This is a genomic window from Mycobacterium europaeum (assembly GCF_002102155.1).
Classification (GTDB): domain Bacteria; phylum Actinomycetota; class Actinomycetes; order Mycobacteriales; family Mycobacteriaceae; genus Mycobacterium; species Mycobacterium europaeum.
In genome coordinates, this window is the sequence record NZ_LQOU01000005.1 from 20748 (window position 1) to 37581 (window position 16834).

At 60.7% G+C, this 16834-nt stretch carries 13 protein-coding genes; 9 read left to right on the top strand and 4 right to left on the bottom strand.

Annotated elements, in window-relative coordinates; translation table 11 throughout:
* Window positions 1-9 precede the first annotated feature (9 nt).
* A complete protein-coding gene (locus AWC03_RS01820) occupies window positions 10-240 on the bottom strand; it encodes an MbtH family protein (protein WP_085238829.1) in 231 nt (76 codons plus the stop codon).
* A gap of 970 nt (window positions 241-1210) precedes the next feature.
* Here AWC03_RS01820 and AWC03_RS01825 point away from each other — a divergent pair.
* From AWC03_RS01825 to AWC03_RS01860, 8 genes are all read left to right on the top strand, one after another.
* Window positions 1211-1630, top strand: coding sequence for an MmpS family transport accessory protein (locus AWC03_RS01825; protein WP_085238857.1), 420 nt, complete (start codon window positions 1211-1213; stop codon window positions 1628-1630).
* Complete coding sequence (locus AWC03_RS01830) at window positions 1627-4533, top strand: MMPL/RND family transporter (protein WP_085238830.1); 2907 nt, start codon at window positions 1627-1629, stop codon at window positions 4531-4533. The genes AWC03_RS01825 and AWC03_RS01830 overlap by 4 nt, the downstream gene beginning before the upstream one ends.
* 140 nt (window positions 4534-4673) lie before the next feature.
* On the top strand, window positions 4674-7586 hold the full coding sequence (locus AWC03_RS01835) for an MMPL/RND family transporter (protein ID WP_085238831.1): 2913 nt from the start codon (window positions 4674-4676) through the stop codon (window positions 7584-7586).
* A gap of 222 nt (window positions 7587-7808) precedes the next feature.
* Complete coding sequence (locus AWC03_RS01840; protein ID WP_142278298.1) at window positions 7809-8756, top strand: ATP-binding cassette domain-containing protein; 948 nt, start codon at window positions 7809-7811, stop codon at window positions 8754-8756.
* On the top strand, window positions 8753-9493 hold the full coding sequence (locus tag AWC03_RS01845; RefSeq protein WP_085238832.1) for an ABC transporter permease: 741 nt from the start codon (window positions 8753-8755) through the stop codon (window positions 9491-9493). Before AWC03_RS01840 ends, AWC03_RS01845 begins: the two co-directional genes overlap by 4 nt.
* 35 nt (window positions 9494-9528) lie before the next feature.
* Window positions 9529-10287 (top strand): ABC transporter permease, encoded by a 759-nt coding sequence (locus AWC03_RS01850; RefSeq protein WP_085238859.1) that lies wholly within the window; start codon window positions 9529-9531, stop codon window positions 10285-10287.
* A 136-nt stretch (window positions 10288-10423) separates the two neighbouring features.
* On the top strand, window positions 10424-11470 hold the full coding sequence (locus AWC03_RS01855; protein ID WP_142278299.1) for a glycosyltransferase: 1047 nt from the start codon (window positions 10424-10426) through the stop codon (window positions 11468-11470).
* 131 nt (window positions 11471-11601) lie between these two features.
* Window positions 11602-12387 carry a glycosyltransferase family 2 protein gene (locus AWC03_RS01860; RefSeq protein ID WP_085238834.1) on the top strand — a complete coding sequence of 262 codons (786 nt, stop codon included), beginning with the start codon at window positions 11602-11604 and terminating at the stop codon, window positions 12385-12387.
* Window positions 12388-12422: 35 nt separating this feature from the next.
* Here AWC03_RS01860 and AWC03_RS01865 read toward each other — a convergent pair whose 3' ends face one another.
* The 3 genes from AWC03_RS01865 to gmd are packed head-to-tail and all read right to left on the bottom strand — an operon-like array spanning window position 12423 to window position 15189.
* Window positions 12423-13154, bottom strand: a complete 732-nt coding sequence (locus AWC03_RS01865) for an FkbM family methyltransferase (protein ID WP_085238835.1) — start codon at window positions 13152-13154, stop codon at window positions 12423-12425.
* Window positions 13155-13195: 41 nt separating this feature from the next.
* Window positions 13196-14158 carry a GDP-L-fucose synthase family protein gene (locus AWC03_RS01870; RefSeq protein ID WP_085238836.1) on the bottom strand — a complete coding sequence of 321 codons (963 nt, stop codon included), beginning with the start codon at window positions 14156-14158 and terminating at the stop codon, window positions 13196-13198.
* Window positions 14159-14166: 8 nt separating this feature from the next.
* Entirely contained in the window at window positions 14167-15189 is a 1023-nt protein-coding gene (gmd, locus tag AWC03_RS01875; protein WP_085238837.1) for a GDP-mannose 4,6-dehydratase, read from the bottom strand.
* Between the two features lie 310 nt (window positions 15190-15499).
* On the opposite strand from gmd, the gene AWC03_RS01880 reads away from it, so the two are divergent.
* Complete coding sequence (locus tag AWC03_RS01880) at window positions 15500-16819, top strand: UDP-glucose dehydrogenase family protein (protein ID WP_085238838.1); 1320 nt, start codon at window positions 15500-15502, stop codon at window positions 16817-16819.
* Window positions 16820-16834: the final 15 nt, after the last annotated feature.

Consider the following 16834-nt stretch of genomic DNA (forward strand, 5'->3'; position numbering starts at 1 on the left):
CCCGACTCGTTACTGCTCAAAACCCTGACCCGTTGCGAGCCTGTCGCGCAGACTCTTTGGCCGAATGTCGGGCCAGTTCTGCTCGATGTACTCCAAGCACGCAGCGCGGTCTGTCTCGCCGTACACCACTCGCCAGCCGGCGGGAACATCGGCGAAGGCCGGCCACAGGCTGTGCTGTTCCTCGTCGTTCACCAACACGAAAAAGCTGCCGTTGTCGTCGTCAAACGGATTGATGCTCACAGTTCTCCAAGCTGCCTAGTTGACACGAGTGGAACGGTCCAAACCCTACTGGAGGCACCAGCGTGCGTCCGAGATTTGGACAAAGTTCCCGGTGTGACCTGTCAGGCTCTTAACGCAGCCTAAGAATCGGGCTGACGAGGGCTGCGCAGCTGCCGTCGTTGGCAGCTGTGACCTGCTACAAAGGCTCACCGGTGCGGTTAGCGATCGGGCGTGGTCGACCTTCAAGGACGATGCAATTTTGGGTGGTTGTCACCGGCCACGATACCGGCCCCGGAGTCGGCGGGAAAATCACCAAGAGGCGACGGACGGCCGAGGGCGAAGGCAGGGTGTTCGGCGCCATCGGCTCGCCACGGAAGTGCCGCCCGCGAACCCATTGACTGCGGGCGGTGATCGTCGTTAGCTGGCTAGGGCTGTTGATCACTCAGCAGACCTCGGGTCGCCGGGCCGACCTCGGGTGTGAATATGCCATTCCGGACCGAGTGGGCCGCCCGGTGACAACCGAGTGAACCATCCGGCCGAGAGATCGAAAAAGTGCCGTTACGCATGCGGTATGCATTACGATCCCGTATCTCGTTGTCGAAGGGCTGATACGGACACCAATGGCGTGGTTTACTCATGAAGACTCGGTCGCGCTCCCCGGGGGCGGGGCTCGTATGAGGTGCCGAAGCACGACTAGTCTGCGACGTACACCGCATTCGGAGTGCCCTCACCTGGCGTATCGCTTCCAACGTGTAACAGCTTGTTAGGGCCGGCGGAATAACAAGACGACGTGAAACGGGTAGAAGGGGGTGCGGTGACCGAACCCGACGTGCGGGCCCGGCCCGGAGACGCGACGGATGGCCATGAAAGTGGCCGGCCGACCGGTCGCCGACGTGGCTTTTTGGGCATTGGTCGCCAATCTCCGGCTGGCCCCCAGAAGCCGGTCGGACGCCAGCAAACTCATCCCCGCGGAAGTGGCATCATTGCCACACTGAAGCGGCTGTGGATCCCGTTGCTGATCGTGGCCGTGGTCGCCGTCGGCGGCTTGACCGTTTCCCGACTGCACGGCATCTTCGGCTCCGAGAAACGCGAGTCGTATGCCGACACCCGAATCAAAGACACCAAACCTTTCAACCCGAAGCACATCAGGTACGAGATTTTCGGTCCGCCGGGGACGACTGCCGACATCAGCTATTTCGATGTCGACGGCAACCCGGTGCATGTCAACGGGCAACCCGTGCCGTGGTCCTTCGATATCTCCACCACACTGCCGTCGATCTTGGGAAACGTTGTGGCACAAGGCAATGGCGATATGCTCGGCTGCCGCATCGTGGTTGACGGGGTTGTCAAAGCCGAGAGGGTTTCGCACGAATTGAACGCGTTCACCTACTGCATGCTGACGGCCACATGAGCGACGTGCATAGCGACGACGTGCAGATGGAAAATGACCGGCACGCAAGGCCGTTCATAGCGCGGATGGTCCATGCCCTTGCGATACCGATCATCTTGGGGTGGTTGGGCATCGCCGTCGTCATTGCGATCGGCGTGCCCCCGCTCGAGCAGGTCGAGGCGCAGAATGCGGTCTCCCTGAGTCCCGTTGCGGCGCCGTCGTTTCGGGCAATGGAGCACTTGGGGCAGGACTTCAAGGAGACCAACTCCGGCGCCTTGGCCATGATCGTCCTCGAGAGTCAACAACCTCTCGGCGACGCAGCGCACCAGTACTACAACCAATTGATCCGTGAATTGCGGGCCGATAAGAAGCACGTGCAGAACGTCCAGGATTTCTGGGGCGATCCGGTCACGTCGAAAGCCGCGGAGAGTTCCGACGGAAAAGCCGTCTATGTGCAGGTCCAGCTTGCCGGAAGCCAGGGCGGGGCGTCTGGTGACGAATCTGTAGCCGCCATTCGGCAAATAGTGGCGAAGACACCCACGCCGAACGGATTGAAGGCCTACGTCACCGGCCCCGCGCCGACCGTGGCGGACATGAACATCGCCGGTCAAAAGACCGTCATGCTGGTCACCGTCACGAGCCTCGCGGTGATCTTCATTACCCTGCTCCTCGTCTACCGGTCGATCTTGACCGTCATTCTGTTGTTGTTGATGGTCGGCCTGCAATTGCAGGTCGCACGCGGAATAGTCGCCTTTCTTGGCCACCTCCAGCTGTTGGGCCTCACCACGTTCGCCGTCAACCTGCTGGTCGCCGCGGTTATCGCGACGGGAACCGATTACGGCATCTTCTTCGTCGGGCGATATCAGGAGGCGCGGCAGGCCGGCGAAGACCGGGAAACGGCTTTCTACACCACGTTCGGCAGTGTGGCCAAGGTCGTGTTGGCGTCGGGGTTGACTATCGCTGGAGCGGTTTTCTGCCTCAACTTCACCCGGTTGCCCTATTTTCAGCCACTGGGCATCCCGTGCGCCATCGGCATCACCGTTGCGGTGCTGGTTGCCCTCACGCTCGCGCCGGCGCTACTTGTCGTTGCGGGCCGTTTTGGCGTGTTCGACCCGAAACGTGTCATTACGACCCACCGGTGGCGACGGATCGGCACGGCGATCGTTCGGTGGCCGGCGCCCATTCTGGTCACGACATTAGCGATCGCGCTCATCGGCCTGATAACCCTGCCGAATTACAACCCCAGCTACGACGATCAGAAATTCATTCCCACCGATATTCCCGCAAGTGTGGGAAATGCTGCGGCGCAGCGACACTTCCCGCAGTCACGAACCATGATGCCCGAAATTCTGCTGCTCGAGAGCGACCACGATCTGCGCAATCCGGCCGACATGATCGTCTTGAACAAGGTGGCGAAGGGCGTTCTTGCCGTTCCGGGCGTTTCCACCGTGCAGTCCGTGACCCGGCCCGAGGGCATCCCACTCGAGCACACGACGATTCCCTGGATCGTCAGCATGTCGCAGTCAAGCCAGCAAATAAACATGGCGTTCCAGAAGGACCGCATGGAGGACATGCTCAAGCAGGCCGAAGAGCTCGGCAGAATGATCCAGATCATGCAGCACATGTACGGCCTGATGAAGGAGCTGGTCGCGACGACCCATGACATGGTCGGGAAAACGCACGAGATGGAGGCGGTTACGAATGAATTGCGTGACAAGATTTCCGATTTCGAGGACTTCTTCAGGCCCATTCGAAGCTACTTCTACTGGGAACGGCACTGCTACGACATCCCCGTCTGCTTTTCATTGCGATCGATATTTGATGCGCTCGATGGCGTCGACGAGATAACCGATAAGCTGCACGCTCTGGTGGCCGACCTGGACCAACTCGACGTGCTGCTGCCGCAAATGGTCGTGCTCCTGCCACCGATGATCGAATCGATGCAGAGCATGCGGACCATGATGCTGACGATGCACAGCACCATGTCCGGCGTGATGGGCCAGATGGAGTCACAGGGCAACAATTCCGCCGCGATGGGGCAGGCTTTCGACCAATCCCGAAACGAGGATTCCTTCTACCTGCCACCGGGCATCATCAACGACTCGGAGGCCTTCAAACGGGTCGAGAAAATCTTCATGTCGCCGGACGGAAAAGATGTCCGCATGCTCATTTCGCAAAAGGGTGATCCGGCGACGCCCGAGGGCCTTTCCCGCGTGGAGCCCATCAAGACGGCGGCCGAGGAGGCGCTTAAGGGAACCCCGTTGGAGGATGCCAAGGTCTACCTCACCGGAACTGCGGCGATCACGAAAGACATCGTGGACGGCTCCAAATGGGACCTCTTGATCGCGGGAGTCGCCGCAATCTGCCTCATCTTCATCATCATGCTGATCATGACGCGAAGCTTTATCGCCGCGCTGGTGATCGTCGGCACGGTGTTGTTGTCAATGGGCGCGTCGTACGGGCTGTCCGTGCTGGTCTGGCAGTACCTCCTCGGCCTGCAACTGCACTGGACGGTGCTGTCGACGTCCGTGATCGTCCTCTTGGCGGTGGGATCGGACTACAACCTGCTGCTGGTCTCCCGGATGAAAGAGGAATTGGCCGCCGGCATCAACACCGGCATCATCCGGGCGATGGCCGGCACCGGCAAGGTCGTCACCAACGCCGGCCTGGTTTTCGCCTTCACCATGGCTTCGATGGGGGTCAGTGACCTGCGCAGCGTCGCCCAGACCGGTACGACGATCGGGTTGGGTTTGCTGTTCGACACCTTGGTCGTGCGTGCATTCATGACACCGTCGGTCGCCGCGCTGCTGGGTCGCTGGTTCTGGTGGCCGCAACGCGTGCGTCCACGGCCCGCCAGCTCAATGCTTCGGCCGTTCGGGTCCCGGCCGGCGGTGCGCTCGTTGTTGCTCAAACAGCCGTTGTAACTGGCGGACTTCCACTTCAGCACAGGGACCGCGACCGTGGGGAACATCGTGACAGAGGACAACAGGGATGGCATTCGCCGCTGCGCCGCAGTGAAGGGTGCGGTCGCGGCCGCGAGCGTCCCTCATCGGGTGAGGTCCGCATGACCACCGAGCACGCTCGAGCCCCTTTCTTCGCCCGTAGCATCCGCCGGCTTTCGGTGCTCATCGTGCTGGCATGGGTGGCGCTGACGCTGCTGGTGACCTTCTTCGTTCCATGGCTGGAGACGGTCGGCCGCGAACATTCCGTGCCGTTGGCCCCTCAGGACGCACCGGCGGTCCAGGCCATGCAGCGCATGGGCAAGGACTTCAAAGAATCCGATTCCGACAGCATCGCGATGATCGTGCTGGAGGGGCAGCAACGCCTCGGGGACGACGCCCACAACTACTACGACCAATTGATTCGCGCGCTTAAGGCCGATCCCAAGCACGTCGAGCATGTGCAGGACCTGTGGGGAGACCGGCTGACGGCGGCGGGGGCGCAGAGCGACGACGGCAAGGCCGTCTATGTGCAGATAAACCTCGCAGGCAACCAAGGCACCACCCTCGGTCAGGACTCCATTGCCGCGGTCCGCAGCATCATCGCGCGTAGCACGCCGCCCCCGGGGCTCAAGGTCTATGTCACCGGTCCATCAGCGCTGTTGTCGGACATGCAGCAGGCCGGTGACAGGTCCATTCTGAAGATGACCGCGGTGGGCGCGCTGATCATTTTCGTGGTGCTGCTCTTCGTCTACCGGTCGGTCCTCACCGTAATTCTGTTGCTGGTCACCGTCGGGATCGAGGTTCTTGCCGCCAGGGGGATCGTTGCGTTCCTCGGCGATCATAGTCTCGTCGCGCTCTCTACTTTTGCCGTGAACCTGCTGGTGGCGCTCGCCATGGCGGCCGGAACCGACTACGCGATCTTCTTCTTCGGCCGGTATCAGGAGGCACGCCAGGCCGGCGAGGACCGGGAGACGGCCTTCTACACCACCTACCGCGGCGTCGCTCCCGTCGTCTTGGGTTCAGGCTTGACGATCGCCGGCGCCATGCTGTGCCTGGGCTTCACCCGGATGCCCATCTTCCAGACCATGGGCATGCCCTGCGCCGTGGGCATGCTGGTCGCGGTCGTGATCGCGCTTACGTTGGTTCCCGCGGTTCTCACCATCGGCAGTGGGTTCGGGCTGTTCGACCCGAGGCGGGTCCTCGCCTTCGGTCGCTGGCGCCGGATCGGCACGGCGATCGTGCGCTGGCCCGTGCCCATCCTCGCTGCGACCATAGCGGTGGCCGTGGTCGGTCTCGTGACGCTGCCCGGCTACCAGACGAGCTACAACAACCGGTTCTACATGCCCAATGACATTCCCGCCAACGTCGGATACGCGGCCGCCGATCGCCATTTCTCTCAAGCGCGAATGATGCCGGAAATCGTGATGATCGAATCGGATCACGATATGCGTAATCCCGCGGATTTCCTCGTCCTGCACAGACTGGCCAAGGCGATCTTCAAGGTTTACGGCATCTCTCGGGTGCAGGGAATCACTCGGCCCGAGGGCACGCCGATCCAGCACACGTCAATACCTTTCTTACTGCAAATGCAATATGCGGTCATGCAGCAGGATCAGACATATATGAAAGCCCGCACGGAAGACATGCTGAAGCAAGCGGACGTACTATCGTTCCAAATCGCGTCGATGAAACGCATGTACGCACTGCAAAAGCAGATCACGGCCCTTACCCACGACTCGATCGCCAAAACGAAGGAATTGCGCGACGTTATCTCGGACCTCAGAGGCAAGTTATCCGATTTTGAAGACTTCTTCCGACCGATCCGAAGTTATTTTTACTGGGAACGACACTGCTACGACATCCCCATCTGCTGGGCGTTGAGAAACATATTCGAGACTCTCGACGGCGTCGACATACTGAGCGACAAGCTCGACGATCTTATCGTCGATCTGAACAAGATGGACGCGCTGTTGCCGCAACTGCTCGAGATTTTCCCACCGTCGATCGCGATAGCCGAGGACGCGCGGAATATGCTGCTGACGTCCTACAGCACCATGAATGGAACGCTTGGGCAGATGAACAACGAAAAGGAGAACGCCACCGCCATGGGAGCGACGTTCGACGCTGCCAGGGACGACGATTCCTTCTATCTGCCGCCTGACATCTTCCAAAACGAGGACTTCAAAAAGGCGATGAGTCAGTTCCTGTCCCCAGACGGGAAAGCGGCCCGATTCATCATTTCCCACAAGGGCGATCCCGCGTCGCCCGACGGCCTCGCGCGTATCGACAAGATCCGGACGGCGGCCGAGGAGGCACTTAAGACGACACCGCTGGAGCCGTCCAAGATCTATATCGCCGGCACGGCGTCGACATTCAAGGACTTCCGTGATGGCTCCACATACGACCTGTTTATCGCCGGGGTTGGTGCGCTCTGCCTCATTTTCATCATCATGCTGATCATCACGCGAGGCTTTGTTGCATCGCTGGTGATTGTCGGCACGGTGGCGCTCTCGCTCGGCTCGTCGTTCGGGCTGTCGGTCCTGATCTGGCAATACATCATGGGCATCAACTTGTACTGGATGGTGCTGCCGATGTCGGTGATCGTCCTTTTGGCGGTGGGGTCCGACTACAACCTGCTGCTGGTCTCCCGGATGAAAGAGGAAATTGCCGGTGGCATTAACACCGGCATCATTCGCGCGATGGGCGGCACGGGCAAGGTCGTGACGAACGCGGGCCTCGTGTTCGCATTCACCATGGCGTCAATGGTGGCCAGCGACCTGCGGATCATCGGCCAGGTCGGTACCACCATCGGCCTGGGCTTGTTGTTCGACACCTTAATTGTGCGCTCGTTTATGACACCGTCCATCGCCGCGCTGCTCGGACGTTGGTTCTGGTGGCCACAGATCGTCCGTCCGCGCCCGGCCAGTCAAATGCTTCGTTCCGAGGGATCCCGTCCGCTGGTGCGGTCCCTGCTGCTGCACCGACAGTTCGCGGACGAAACGCCCACAACAGAGATCCCGAGGCCTTCCCTCTAGTCACTCAACGTTTGCCCTTGCCGCGCAGCAAAGCGAGATCGCTACTGATAAGACAATCTGTCAGGCGAAATTGGCCGGCTACCGAACGGCGCACCGAGCATTTTGCTTGCGCCCGGTGGGGACTTTGTTTCCGGTCGCGACTGACATCGACTTGCCCGCCACAGTCCACACGACAGGTGATACGGCCAACAGAGAGGTACCCACCATGAAATACTCGTCACTGTGAGACCACTGGCGATCGAGGTTGACGGCCTCACAAAGACGTTCGGCCGAGACACCCCTGCGCTGCGTGGCGTGAGCTTTTCAGTGCCGGCGGGCACGGTGTGTGGGCTGCTCGGACACAATGGCGCGGGCAAGACCACCACAATCAACATCCTCTCGACGCTGATCCGCCCGACTTCCGGCCGTGCGGCGGTCAACGGATACGACATCACCCGCCAGCCAGCGGAGGTGCGCGCCAGCATCAGCATGGCCGGTCAGTTCTCCGCAATGGACCCCGTACTCACTGGCCGGGAGAACCTAGTGTTGTTCGGCAGGCTGCGCGGCCTTGGCCGCCGGCAGGCGAAAGCGCGCGCCGACGAATTGCTCGAACAATTCGATCTCGTCGCAGCCGGTGGCCGTCCGTTGACTACCTATTCAGGCGGGATGTGGCGGCGCGTCGACCTCGCCAGCGCCCTAATGGTTCTGCCAAAAGTGCTCTTCCTCGACGAGCCGACCACTGGACTCGATCCCCGCAGCCGCCGCGCCGTCTGGGCACTGGTGACTTCGTTGGCGCAGCAGGGCATCACCGTGCTGCTAACCACGCAATACTTGGAAGAGGCCGACGTGCTGAGCGACTCGATCGTCGTCATCGACCACGGACAGGTGATCGCCAACGGCACAGCCGAAGACCTCAAACGCAGGGTGGGCGGCAGCTACTGCCAGGTGACCCCGGCCAATCCGGCCGACCTACCCAGGGTCGCTGCGGCGCTAACGGGGCTCGAAGGCATTGATATCAATGCCGACACGAGCTCGGTATCGCTATTCGCCCCTGACGGATTGGGAACGTTAGGTGAGGTGTTTCGCCGGGTCGATGCGAGCGGGATTGAACTCGCGGACATCTCGCTGCGGAAACCCTCACTCGACGAGGCGTTTTTGCACCTCACGGAGCAGGCTGTGGTCCAGCGATGAGCGCCCTGGCCGCCCTCACTGAACGTTCGCTGCTGTCCGCGGTCCGCGATGGCGGGATGATTTACGAGGTGTTGTCGCCTGTCGGATATTTGGCAGGCTTCACCGTGGCGCTGCGTGGCCTAGTCGACACCGAGCGCGTGAGCTACGCGCAGTACTTGCTGCCCGCCGTGGTTGTCCAGTCAGTCATCTTTGTCGCTCTGCTGACCGGGGACCGCGCCGCACGCGACCGCCTCACGGCGCTCGGCGAGCGGTTGGCGACGCTGCCAATCGCGGCGGCCGTACCGGTGAGCGCTCGCATGGCGGCCACTCTGATGCGCGGCTCACTCGTCCTGTTGGTCGCGATGATCGCGGGCTACGCATTCGGGTTCCGGATGAGCGGCGGACTCGGCTACGGGCTGGCCTTCGTGTTTGTCGCTTTGTTTCTGTGCCTCGGTGTGGCGCTAGCCGCCGACGCCATGGGATCCGCTGCGAACAGCTTGCAGGGCGTCAGCCATATCTTGTTTGTCCCCCAGTTGCTGCTATTTATGCTCTCCACCGGCATCGCGCCCGAAAAAACCTTTCCCTCTTGGTTGCGCCCATACGTGCGCAACCAACCGGTATCACAAGTCGCAGAAACGCTACGCGGCTTCGCCAGGGGCCACGTGACCGTCGACAACCTGGCTGCCAGCATGGCTTGGTGTGTGGCAATGGTATTGGTCTTTGGCTTGGTTACGCTGCGATTGCAGAGGCGGGGCTAGTGTCGCGGAAGCAACCCGGAGTGCAAGGGTCGCTACTGACCCAAAGCTGGGTGCAAGCCGACCGACTCCTCATGCGGTGGCGGCGCGACTATGGAGTGCTGCTGGGATCCTTGCTTTTTCCAGTCTCCCTTATGCTGATCTACCAGATTGTGCTGGGCCAGCAGGTGCGGAAGGTCACCGGCATCGACAGCGTTTACGGCCTCACCCCGATGTGCGCGGTGCTATCGGCACTGTTCGGCTCCCTCGGCGGCGCGGTCAGCATCACGTTAGAACGCGAAGTGGGATTGATCAGCAAGATGTGGGTATTGCCTATACACCGGACAAGTGTGCTCACCGGACGGATCACCGCCGACGCAATGCGGGCACTGTTTGGCACAATCCTGGTCACCGCCCTGGGAATCGCCATGGGCCTACGCTTTACGCACGGCTGGCTCACGGCACTGGTCTACATTCTGATCCCATCAATCGCAATGATCGGATATACCGCGCTGGTAGTGGCACTGGCTATCCGCGCCAACGGCCGTGCCGTCATGACCTGGTTGATCGGGGTGACCGTGTCCCTGGCGTTTCTCAATCCCGGTACGACTCCCATTGGACAGTTCCCGGGGTGGCTTCAACCTCTGGTCCGCATGCAACCGCTGTCGCCCCCCATCGAGGCGATGTGGGCCCTAGCCCACGGCGGGGCGCTCGCGCGGCCTCTGGCAATGACTGCGCTCTGGACGATTCTGCTCCTCGCCCTATTCATTCCACTCGCCGTGCGCGGTTATCAACGTGCCGCCGAGTCCCGGGGGTGAGAGGCGTGTTGCTGGCGTCTCCCGACCTGGTGACGGGGAGCCAATATTCGCCGATTGTCTCGCTGTCAAGCCTTGGCTGCATGGCATCCGGACACATCGTCCGCGTCGTCGCCGGCAATTGCGAGATGGGAATGCGGTGAAAGAACAGACATCGGCGAACGACCCGAAGGTGAGCATCGTATCGACCACCCACAACCAGGAGGCCTATGTTCGACAGGCCTTCGACAGTTTTGTCGCCCAACAGACGGACTTTCCCTTTGAGATTGTTGTCGCCGACGATGCCTCGACCGATGCGACGCCGGAGATCATCCGCGACTATGCCACGCGCTACCCGCACCTGTTCCGCCCCATATTCAGACCAGAAAACCTCGGGCTCAATGCGAACCTGGTGGGCGCCCTTTCGATTGCTCGCGGCGAGTACATCGCGCTGTGCGAGGGAGATGACTACTGGATCGATCCACTCAAGCTAAGCAAACAAGTGGCATTTCTCGACCACCACCCAGAGACCGCAGTGTGCTTCCACCCTGTGCGAGTGATTTGGGACGATGGCAGCGCTAAAGACTCGAAGTTTCCGCCGGTCTACTTGCGCGGCGACTTGAGCGTGGATGCTCTTATCTTGATGAACTTCATCCAGACCAATTCCGTCATGTACCGCCGGCTTGAGCGCTATGACGACATCCCCGGCGACATCATGCCCTTGGACTGGTACTTGCACGTCCGGCATGCGGTGTGCGGTGGCATTGCAATGCTGCCAGAGACGATGGCCGTCTACCGACGCCATTCCGAGGGAATGTGGCACAACCAAGTGGTGGACCCTCCGAGATTCTGGTTAACGCAAGGGCCGGGGCACGCGGCAACTTTCGACGCGATGTTCGATCTGGTCTCCGGGGACCCCATCCGCGAGCAGCTCATCGGATTGATGGCCGACTGGATTCTCCACCAGATTGCGAAAGTGCCGGGGGCGGAGGGTCAATCCGCGCTCCAAAACACCATCGCCCAGCACCCTCGGTTTGCGGTGCTGGCACTGCAACACCGCTGGGCGAAACCAACCACGAGGCTCAAGACTCTCCGGCGCAGGCTCACCGCCATCGCGCCAAGCCGAAAGGGGCTCGCGGACGTCTACCCCACCGAACTTGTTCGCCTGACGGCGGCAGCAAGGGATCAGCAAGGAGCGACCCATTGACCGGTGTGCGCGTCCACAGCCAAGCGATACGAGGAAAGTTGGCAATGGCAACAAGATCGTTCCGATGAGGATTTCGATCCAAATGTGGTCGATGTTGCGCCGCACGTCCAGATAACACGAGGGGGAAATCAATGAGTCCGGCTCCGACGGTCTCGGTGATCACGATCTCCTTCAAGGACCTCGAAGGCCTGAAACGCACGGTCGACAGTGTGCGGGCCCAGCGCTACGAGGCACGAATCGAGCACATCGTAATCGACGGCGGATCGGGTGACGACGTCGTGGAATTCCTGTCGGGATGCGAGCCTGGCTTCGCGCATTGGCAGTCGGAGCCCGATGGCGGACGGTATGACGCAATGAACCAGGGCATCGCCCACGCATCCGGCGATCTGCTGTGGTTCATGCACTCCGGCGACTGTTTCTCCGATCCCGACGCAGTGGCTCAGGCCGTGGAGGCGATCGCAGAGCAGGGGCCAGCACGCGAAGTATGGGGCTTCGGCATGGACAACCTCGTCGGACTCGGGCGCGTCCGTGGCCCTATACCCTTCAGCCTTCGTAAGTTCCTCGCCGGGTTGCAAGTGGTTCCACACCAGGCGTCGTTTTTTGGGTCATCGCTGGTCCGCGAACTGGGTGGCTACGACCTCGATTTCGGGGTCGCCGCCGACCAAGAATTCATTTTACGAGCCGCGCTCCTGCGACCCCCAATTACGATCCGGCGCGTGTTATGCGATTTCGACACCACCGGTGTTGGCACCAACCGACACCCGAGTGTGGTGTTTTATGACCTGCGCCGCATGTGGGACTTGCATGGCCGCTACCCCCTTGGGGGGCGGCGAATCTCGCGGGCTTGTCTGCGTTCCTGGGAGTACTACCTCCGCTTCTTGGAATACGTATTCACACGGGTAACGAAACGCCGCTAACTACGTCAGTCGAGCGAGTAGCGGTCAGCGACTTTTCAGTCATCCTCGCGGAAGAAGATTCCGTCCGCCTGCAACATTCGGCCATTGCGGGGATCGGTAAAACCCGGCAGTAGCCCCGCCAGCGTAAACCCCAGGGAATACACTACGTCCAGCGCCTCACGAATGAGCATGCCACCTTCATACAAAGGCATAAACGATAGTTCGAGCTGCATGCCCGCACAATGGTCGGCCACCGTTGATGCACCGCCCACGATCACCTGCTTCTCGAATCCTTGAACGTCAATCTTGAGGAAAGCAACATCAGCTGGTTGGAGAAATTCTGGCGCGACCGAATCGAGTCGGCGTATAGGCACTTCTTCAGTGCCGATATAATTCGCCGGCGGAAACGCGTCCCGATGGCGCCTCAGCATCGGCAGCACAGAACTACTTGCGCCGGCGTTGCCTGCAACATTTATCGAGATAGTCCCATCCATGTCGCCTAAGGCGCACTGCCGACACTCCCAAAGCGGATCCTTCGACGCGTTGCGTTCTAGAAGCGAGAAGGGACCCGACAGAGGTTCAAAGGAGACGATACGACGCGTGTAAGCCGCCATGCGCAGGTCGCCCGCGTACTGGCCAGAGTTCGCGCCAACGTCCAGAACGACACTCACGCCACGCGATTCGAGTTGCTTGACGAATTGACGCTTTGAGCCCCGATCAGAATAGGGACGCAACACCTCGATGGTGGTGTTACGCGCGATCAATCCACCTCTGCGGAAGAAAACCACCGCGCCACACTAACATGCGTGCGCACGCTCAAGAGATACGTTCATTGCCTCGCCGCGCCGACGTTAGCACGATACCAGGCCACGGTAGCCTCGATGCCGTCCTGCAGTGGAATGCTCGGTTGCCATCCGGCCTCCCGTAATACCGAAACATCCAGCAGCTTGCGTGGTGTACCGTCCGGCTTTGTTGCGTCCCAACGAGTTTCGCCGGTATAGCCGACTGCTGTGGCGACCATCTCGGCGATCTCTCTAATGGTGTGGTCGATGCCGCTCCCAACGTTGACGTGAGTGGAGCCGTCAAAGTGTTCCAGAAGGTACAGACATGCACTAGCCAAATCATCGACATGCAGCAGCTCGCGCCGTGGAGTGCCGGTCCCCCAGTTCGTCACCTCCGATGCACCGCCAGCTTTGGCCTCTTCGTACCTGCGGATGAGGGCGGGCAGCAAATGCGACCCGGAGCGGGAAAAGTTGTCCCCCGGTCCGTATAAGTTAGTGGGCATCGCCGAGATCCACGCCAGGCCATACTGACGTCTGACCGCTTGGACCTGGAGAATGCCCGCAATCTTGGCGATCGCGTATGCGTCGTTCGTGGGCTCAAGCGGGCCGGTAAGCAGAGCGCTTTCCTTGATGGGCTGCGCGGCGAATTTTGGGTATATGCATGACGATCCAAGAAACAGTAGCCGAGGCACCCGCGCGGCCACGGCCGCATCGAGCAGATTGACCTGGATCTGAAGGTTCTCCGACAAGAAATCGACCGGGTTCGTGCTATTAGCCATGATGCCGCCAACGCGCGCTGCGGCATCTATGATGACCTGGGGTCTTGACTGCAGAACGAAGTCGAACGTCGCGGCCCGATCGGTCAGGTCGAGTTCGCGGTGCGACCGCACCACTAGGTTGGTGAACCCCGCGGCCTGAAACCTCCGCAGGAGAGCCGACCCCGCTAGTCCGCGATGCCCGGCGATATATACGGGAGAGTCGCGGTCGAGGCAGCCGACTAACGTGCCCATTCCCGTTCTCAGGCCCAGCCGGGGAGCGTTGGCTTGTCGATCCACGGCTTGCCGTCGCACTCCAATGCAGCGATGTCCGCGTCGACCATGATTCGCGCCAGTTCGCCGGTGTGAACAGACGCTTTCCATCCGAGCGACTCGGCTGCCTTGGTCGCGTCACCTATCAGTGAATCGACCTCCGTGGGCCGCAGATAGCGCTCGTCAAATTTCACATGCTTTTGCCAGTCGAGCCCGGCATGGTCGAATGCGGTCTGTGCGAACTCCTGCACGGTGTAACCACGCCCTGTGGCCAGCACGAAGTCGTCCGGCTCCGCGGCCTGCAGCATGCGCCACATACCGTCGACATACTCGGGCGCATATCCCCAGTCGCGGACAGCATCAAGGTTGCCCATGTAGACCTCTGACTGCAGGCCAGCTTTGATCCGCGCAACTGCGCGCGTGATTTTTCGCGTCACGAAAGTCTGGCCCCTGCGCGGTGATTCGTGATTGAACAAGATGCCGTTAACCGCGAACAAGCCGTATGCTTCCCGATAGTTACGCGTCGCCCAGTATGAGTAGACCTTTGCCGCACCGTATGGTGAGCGAGGGTAGAACGGTGTGTCCTCATGCTGAGGCGGTGGAGAGGCGCCAAACATCTCCGACGAGGACGCCTGGTAAAAACGGCAATCAACACGGGAGAGGCGGACCGCCTCTAAGAGTCGGATCGATCCCATGCCGGTGGTGTCGCCGGTATGCACGGGTTCGTCGAAGCTGACACGCACATGGGATTGCGCCGCAAGGTTATACACCTCGTCGGGGTCGATATTGCTTAGCAGCGTCACCAAGCGGGTGCCGTCGGTGAGGTCCCCGTAATGCAGGAACAGTCTTGCGCTCGGATTGTGCGGATCGACGTACAGATGATCGATGCGCGACGTGTTGAAGGTGGAAGCTCGCCGAATCAGCCCATGGACTTCGTAGCCTTTGTTGAGCAGCAATTCGGCGAGATACGAGCCGTCCTGCCCGGTGATTCCCGTGATGAGCGCTCGCTTCACTGGATCCCTACCTGTGTCGGTGCATGCCCGCCGCCGCGTGTCGGAGAGGATCCAATCATCGCGGCAGTCCCACTCCCCGTTGTACAACAACTAGACGGCGTCGTTGTCGTTTCATAGTAGATGTCGTGGAGCGCGGACGTTGCGCGATGGAGTCATCTGGGCATCCTGATGATGAACCACCAGGGATGAGTCCATTTGGGCCGACGCTGAGCGCACGTTCGTGTGATCGTTTACGGAGCTAGACAAGAGTTCGCCTACCTTATCTCGCTGAGAGCATAGGCAGCGGCCAACGTGAAGCGAAGGGGCCATCTTGAAGATTTCAGTAATCGGATGCGGCTACGTCGGCCTGGTCACAGGCGCCTGCCTGGCGGACAGCGGCAACGACGTCGTCTGCGTGGATATCGACCGGGCCAAGGTGGACCTACTACTCGCCGGAGGTGTCCCAATCTATGAGCCTGGCTTGGCCGAGTTGATAGAACGAAACCGGGAGAACGGGTGCATTGACTTCACGACCGACCGGCGGCGTGCAATAGAGCATGGCGACGTGGTCTTCATCGCCGTCGCGACGCCCATGAGCAACAGCGGCGAGGCAGACCTCTCGTTCGTCTACTCCGCCGCCGACGATATCGGGTCCCATATGGATCGATACAAGGTCGTCGTTGACAAATCAACCGTGCCCGTCGGAACTGCCGATGAGGTTCGGGCAATCATCCGCAGAAAGGCCAGGCATGACTTCGACGTCGTGTCCAATCCCGAATTCCTCAAGGAGGGCACGGCGATCAACGACTTCGTAAAGCCCGACCGCGTAGTGATCGGTGGCGACTCGAAGCGCGCTTTGGATATCATGCGAGAGCTGTACGAGCCGTTCCTGCGAACTTTCCATCCTCTGATCGCGATGGACGTCAGGAGCGCGGAGATGGCAAAGTATGCGGCCAATTGCTTCCTCGCGACTAAGATCTCGTTCATCAACGAGATCTCCAACCTGTGCGAGCGGGCCGGCGCCGATATCTCGGCGGTGCGAGAGGCGATCGGCGCGGACACCCGTATCGGCTATGACTTCCTGTTTCCAGGCGTAGGTTATGGCGGCTCCTGCCTGCCCAAAGACGTTCAGGCTCTAATACATACGGCTGGCATCCTGGGGTCAGATATGCGCCTTTTACGCGCGGTCGAGGATGTGAACAGCGGACAGAAAGCCGCCCTGGTATCTAAGATAGTCGCCCATTTCGCCGGCGGGCCAGCCGCGCGAAACAACCTGGGCGGGTTGCACTTCGGGCTCTGGGGTCTCAGCTTCAAGCCCCAGACCGACGACATGCGCGAAGCGCCGTCCTTAGTCATCATAAGGAAGCTGATCGAGCTAGGCGCGAAGGTGCGGGCATTCGATCCGGAAGCAACCGAGCAGGCGAGAAAAGCGCTCGGCAATTCAGTCGAATACGCGTCGAACATGTACGAGGCAGTCGACGGCGCGGACGCGCTGCTCCTCGTCACGGAGTGGAAGCAGTTCCACCGGCCGTCTTGGCAGCGCCTCAAGTCCCTCATGCGCGGCTACGTCGTGTTCGACGGCCGAAACATCTATGATCCTAAGCGACTTCGGGCCGAGGGATTCGATTACTACGGCATGGGCCGAAACTGACGATAGGAGAATCGC

What these genes read in the sequence shown, in the direction of transcription:
- AWC03_RS01830 (WP_085238830.1), top strand. Translation starts at nt 1,627, where the DNA reads ATGAGCGACGTGCATAGCGACGACGTGCAGATGGAAAATGACCGGCAC.
- AWC03_RS01835 (WP_085238831.1), top strand. Translation starts at nt 4,674, where the DNA reads ATGACCACCGAGCACGCTCGAGCCCCTTTCTTCGCCCGTAGCATCCGC.
- AWC03_RS01845 (WP_085238832.1), top strand. Translation starts at nt 8,753, where the DNA reads ATGAGCGCCCTGGCCGCCCTCACTGAACGTTCGCTGCTGTCCGCGGTC.
- AWC03_RS01860 (WP_085238834.1), top strand. Translation starts at nt 11,602, where the DNA reads ATGAGTCCGGCTCCGACGGTCTCGGTGATCACGATCTCCTTCAAGGAC.
- AWC03_RS01870 (WP_085238836.1), bottom strand. Translation starts at nt 14,158, where the DNA reads ATGGGCACGTTAGTCGGCTGCCTCGACCGCGACTCTCCCGTATATATC.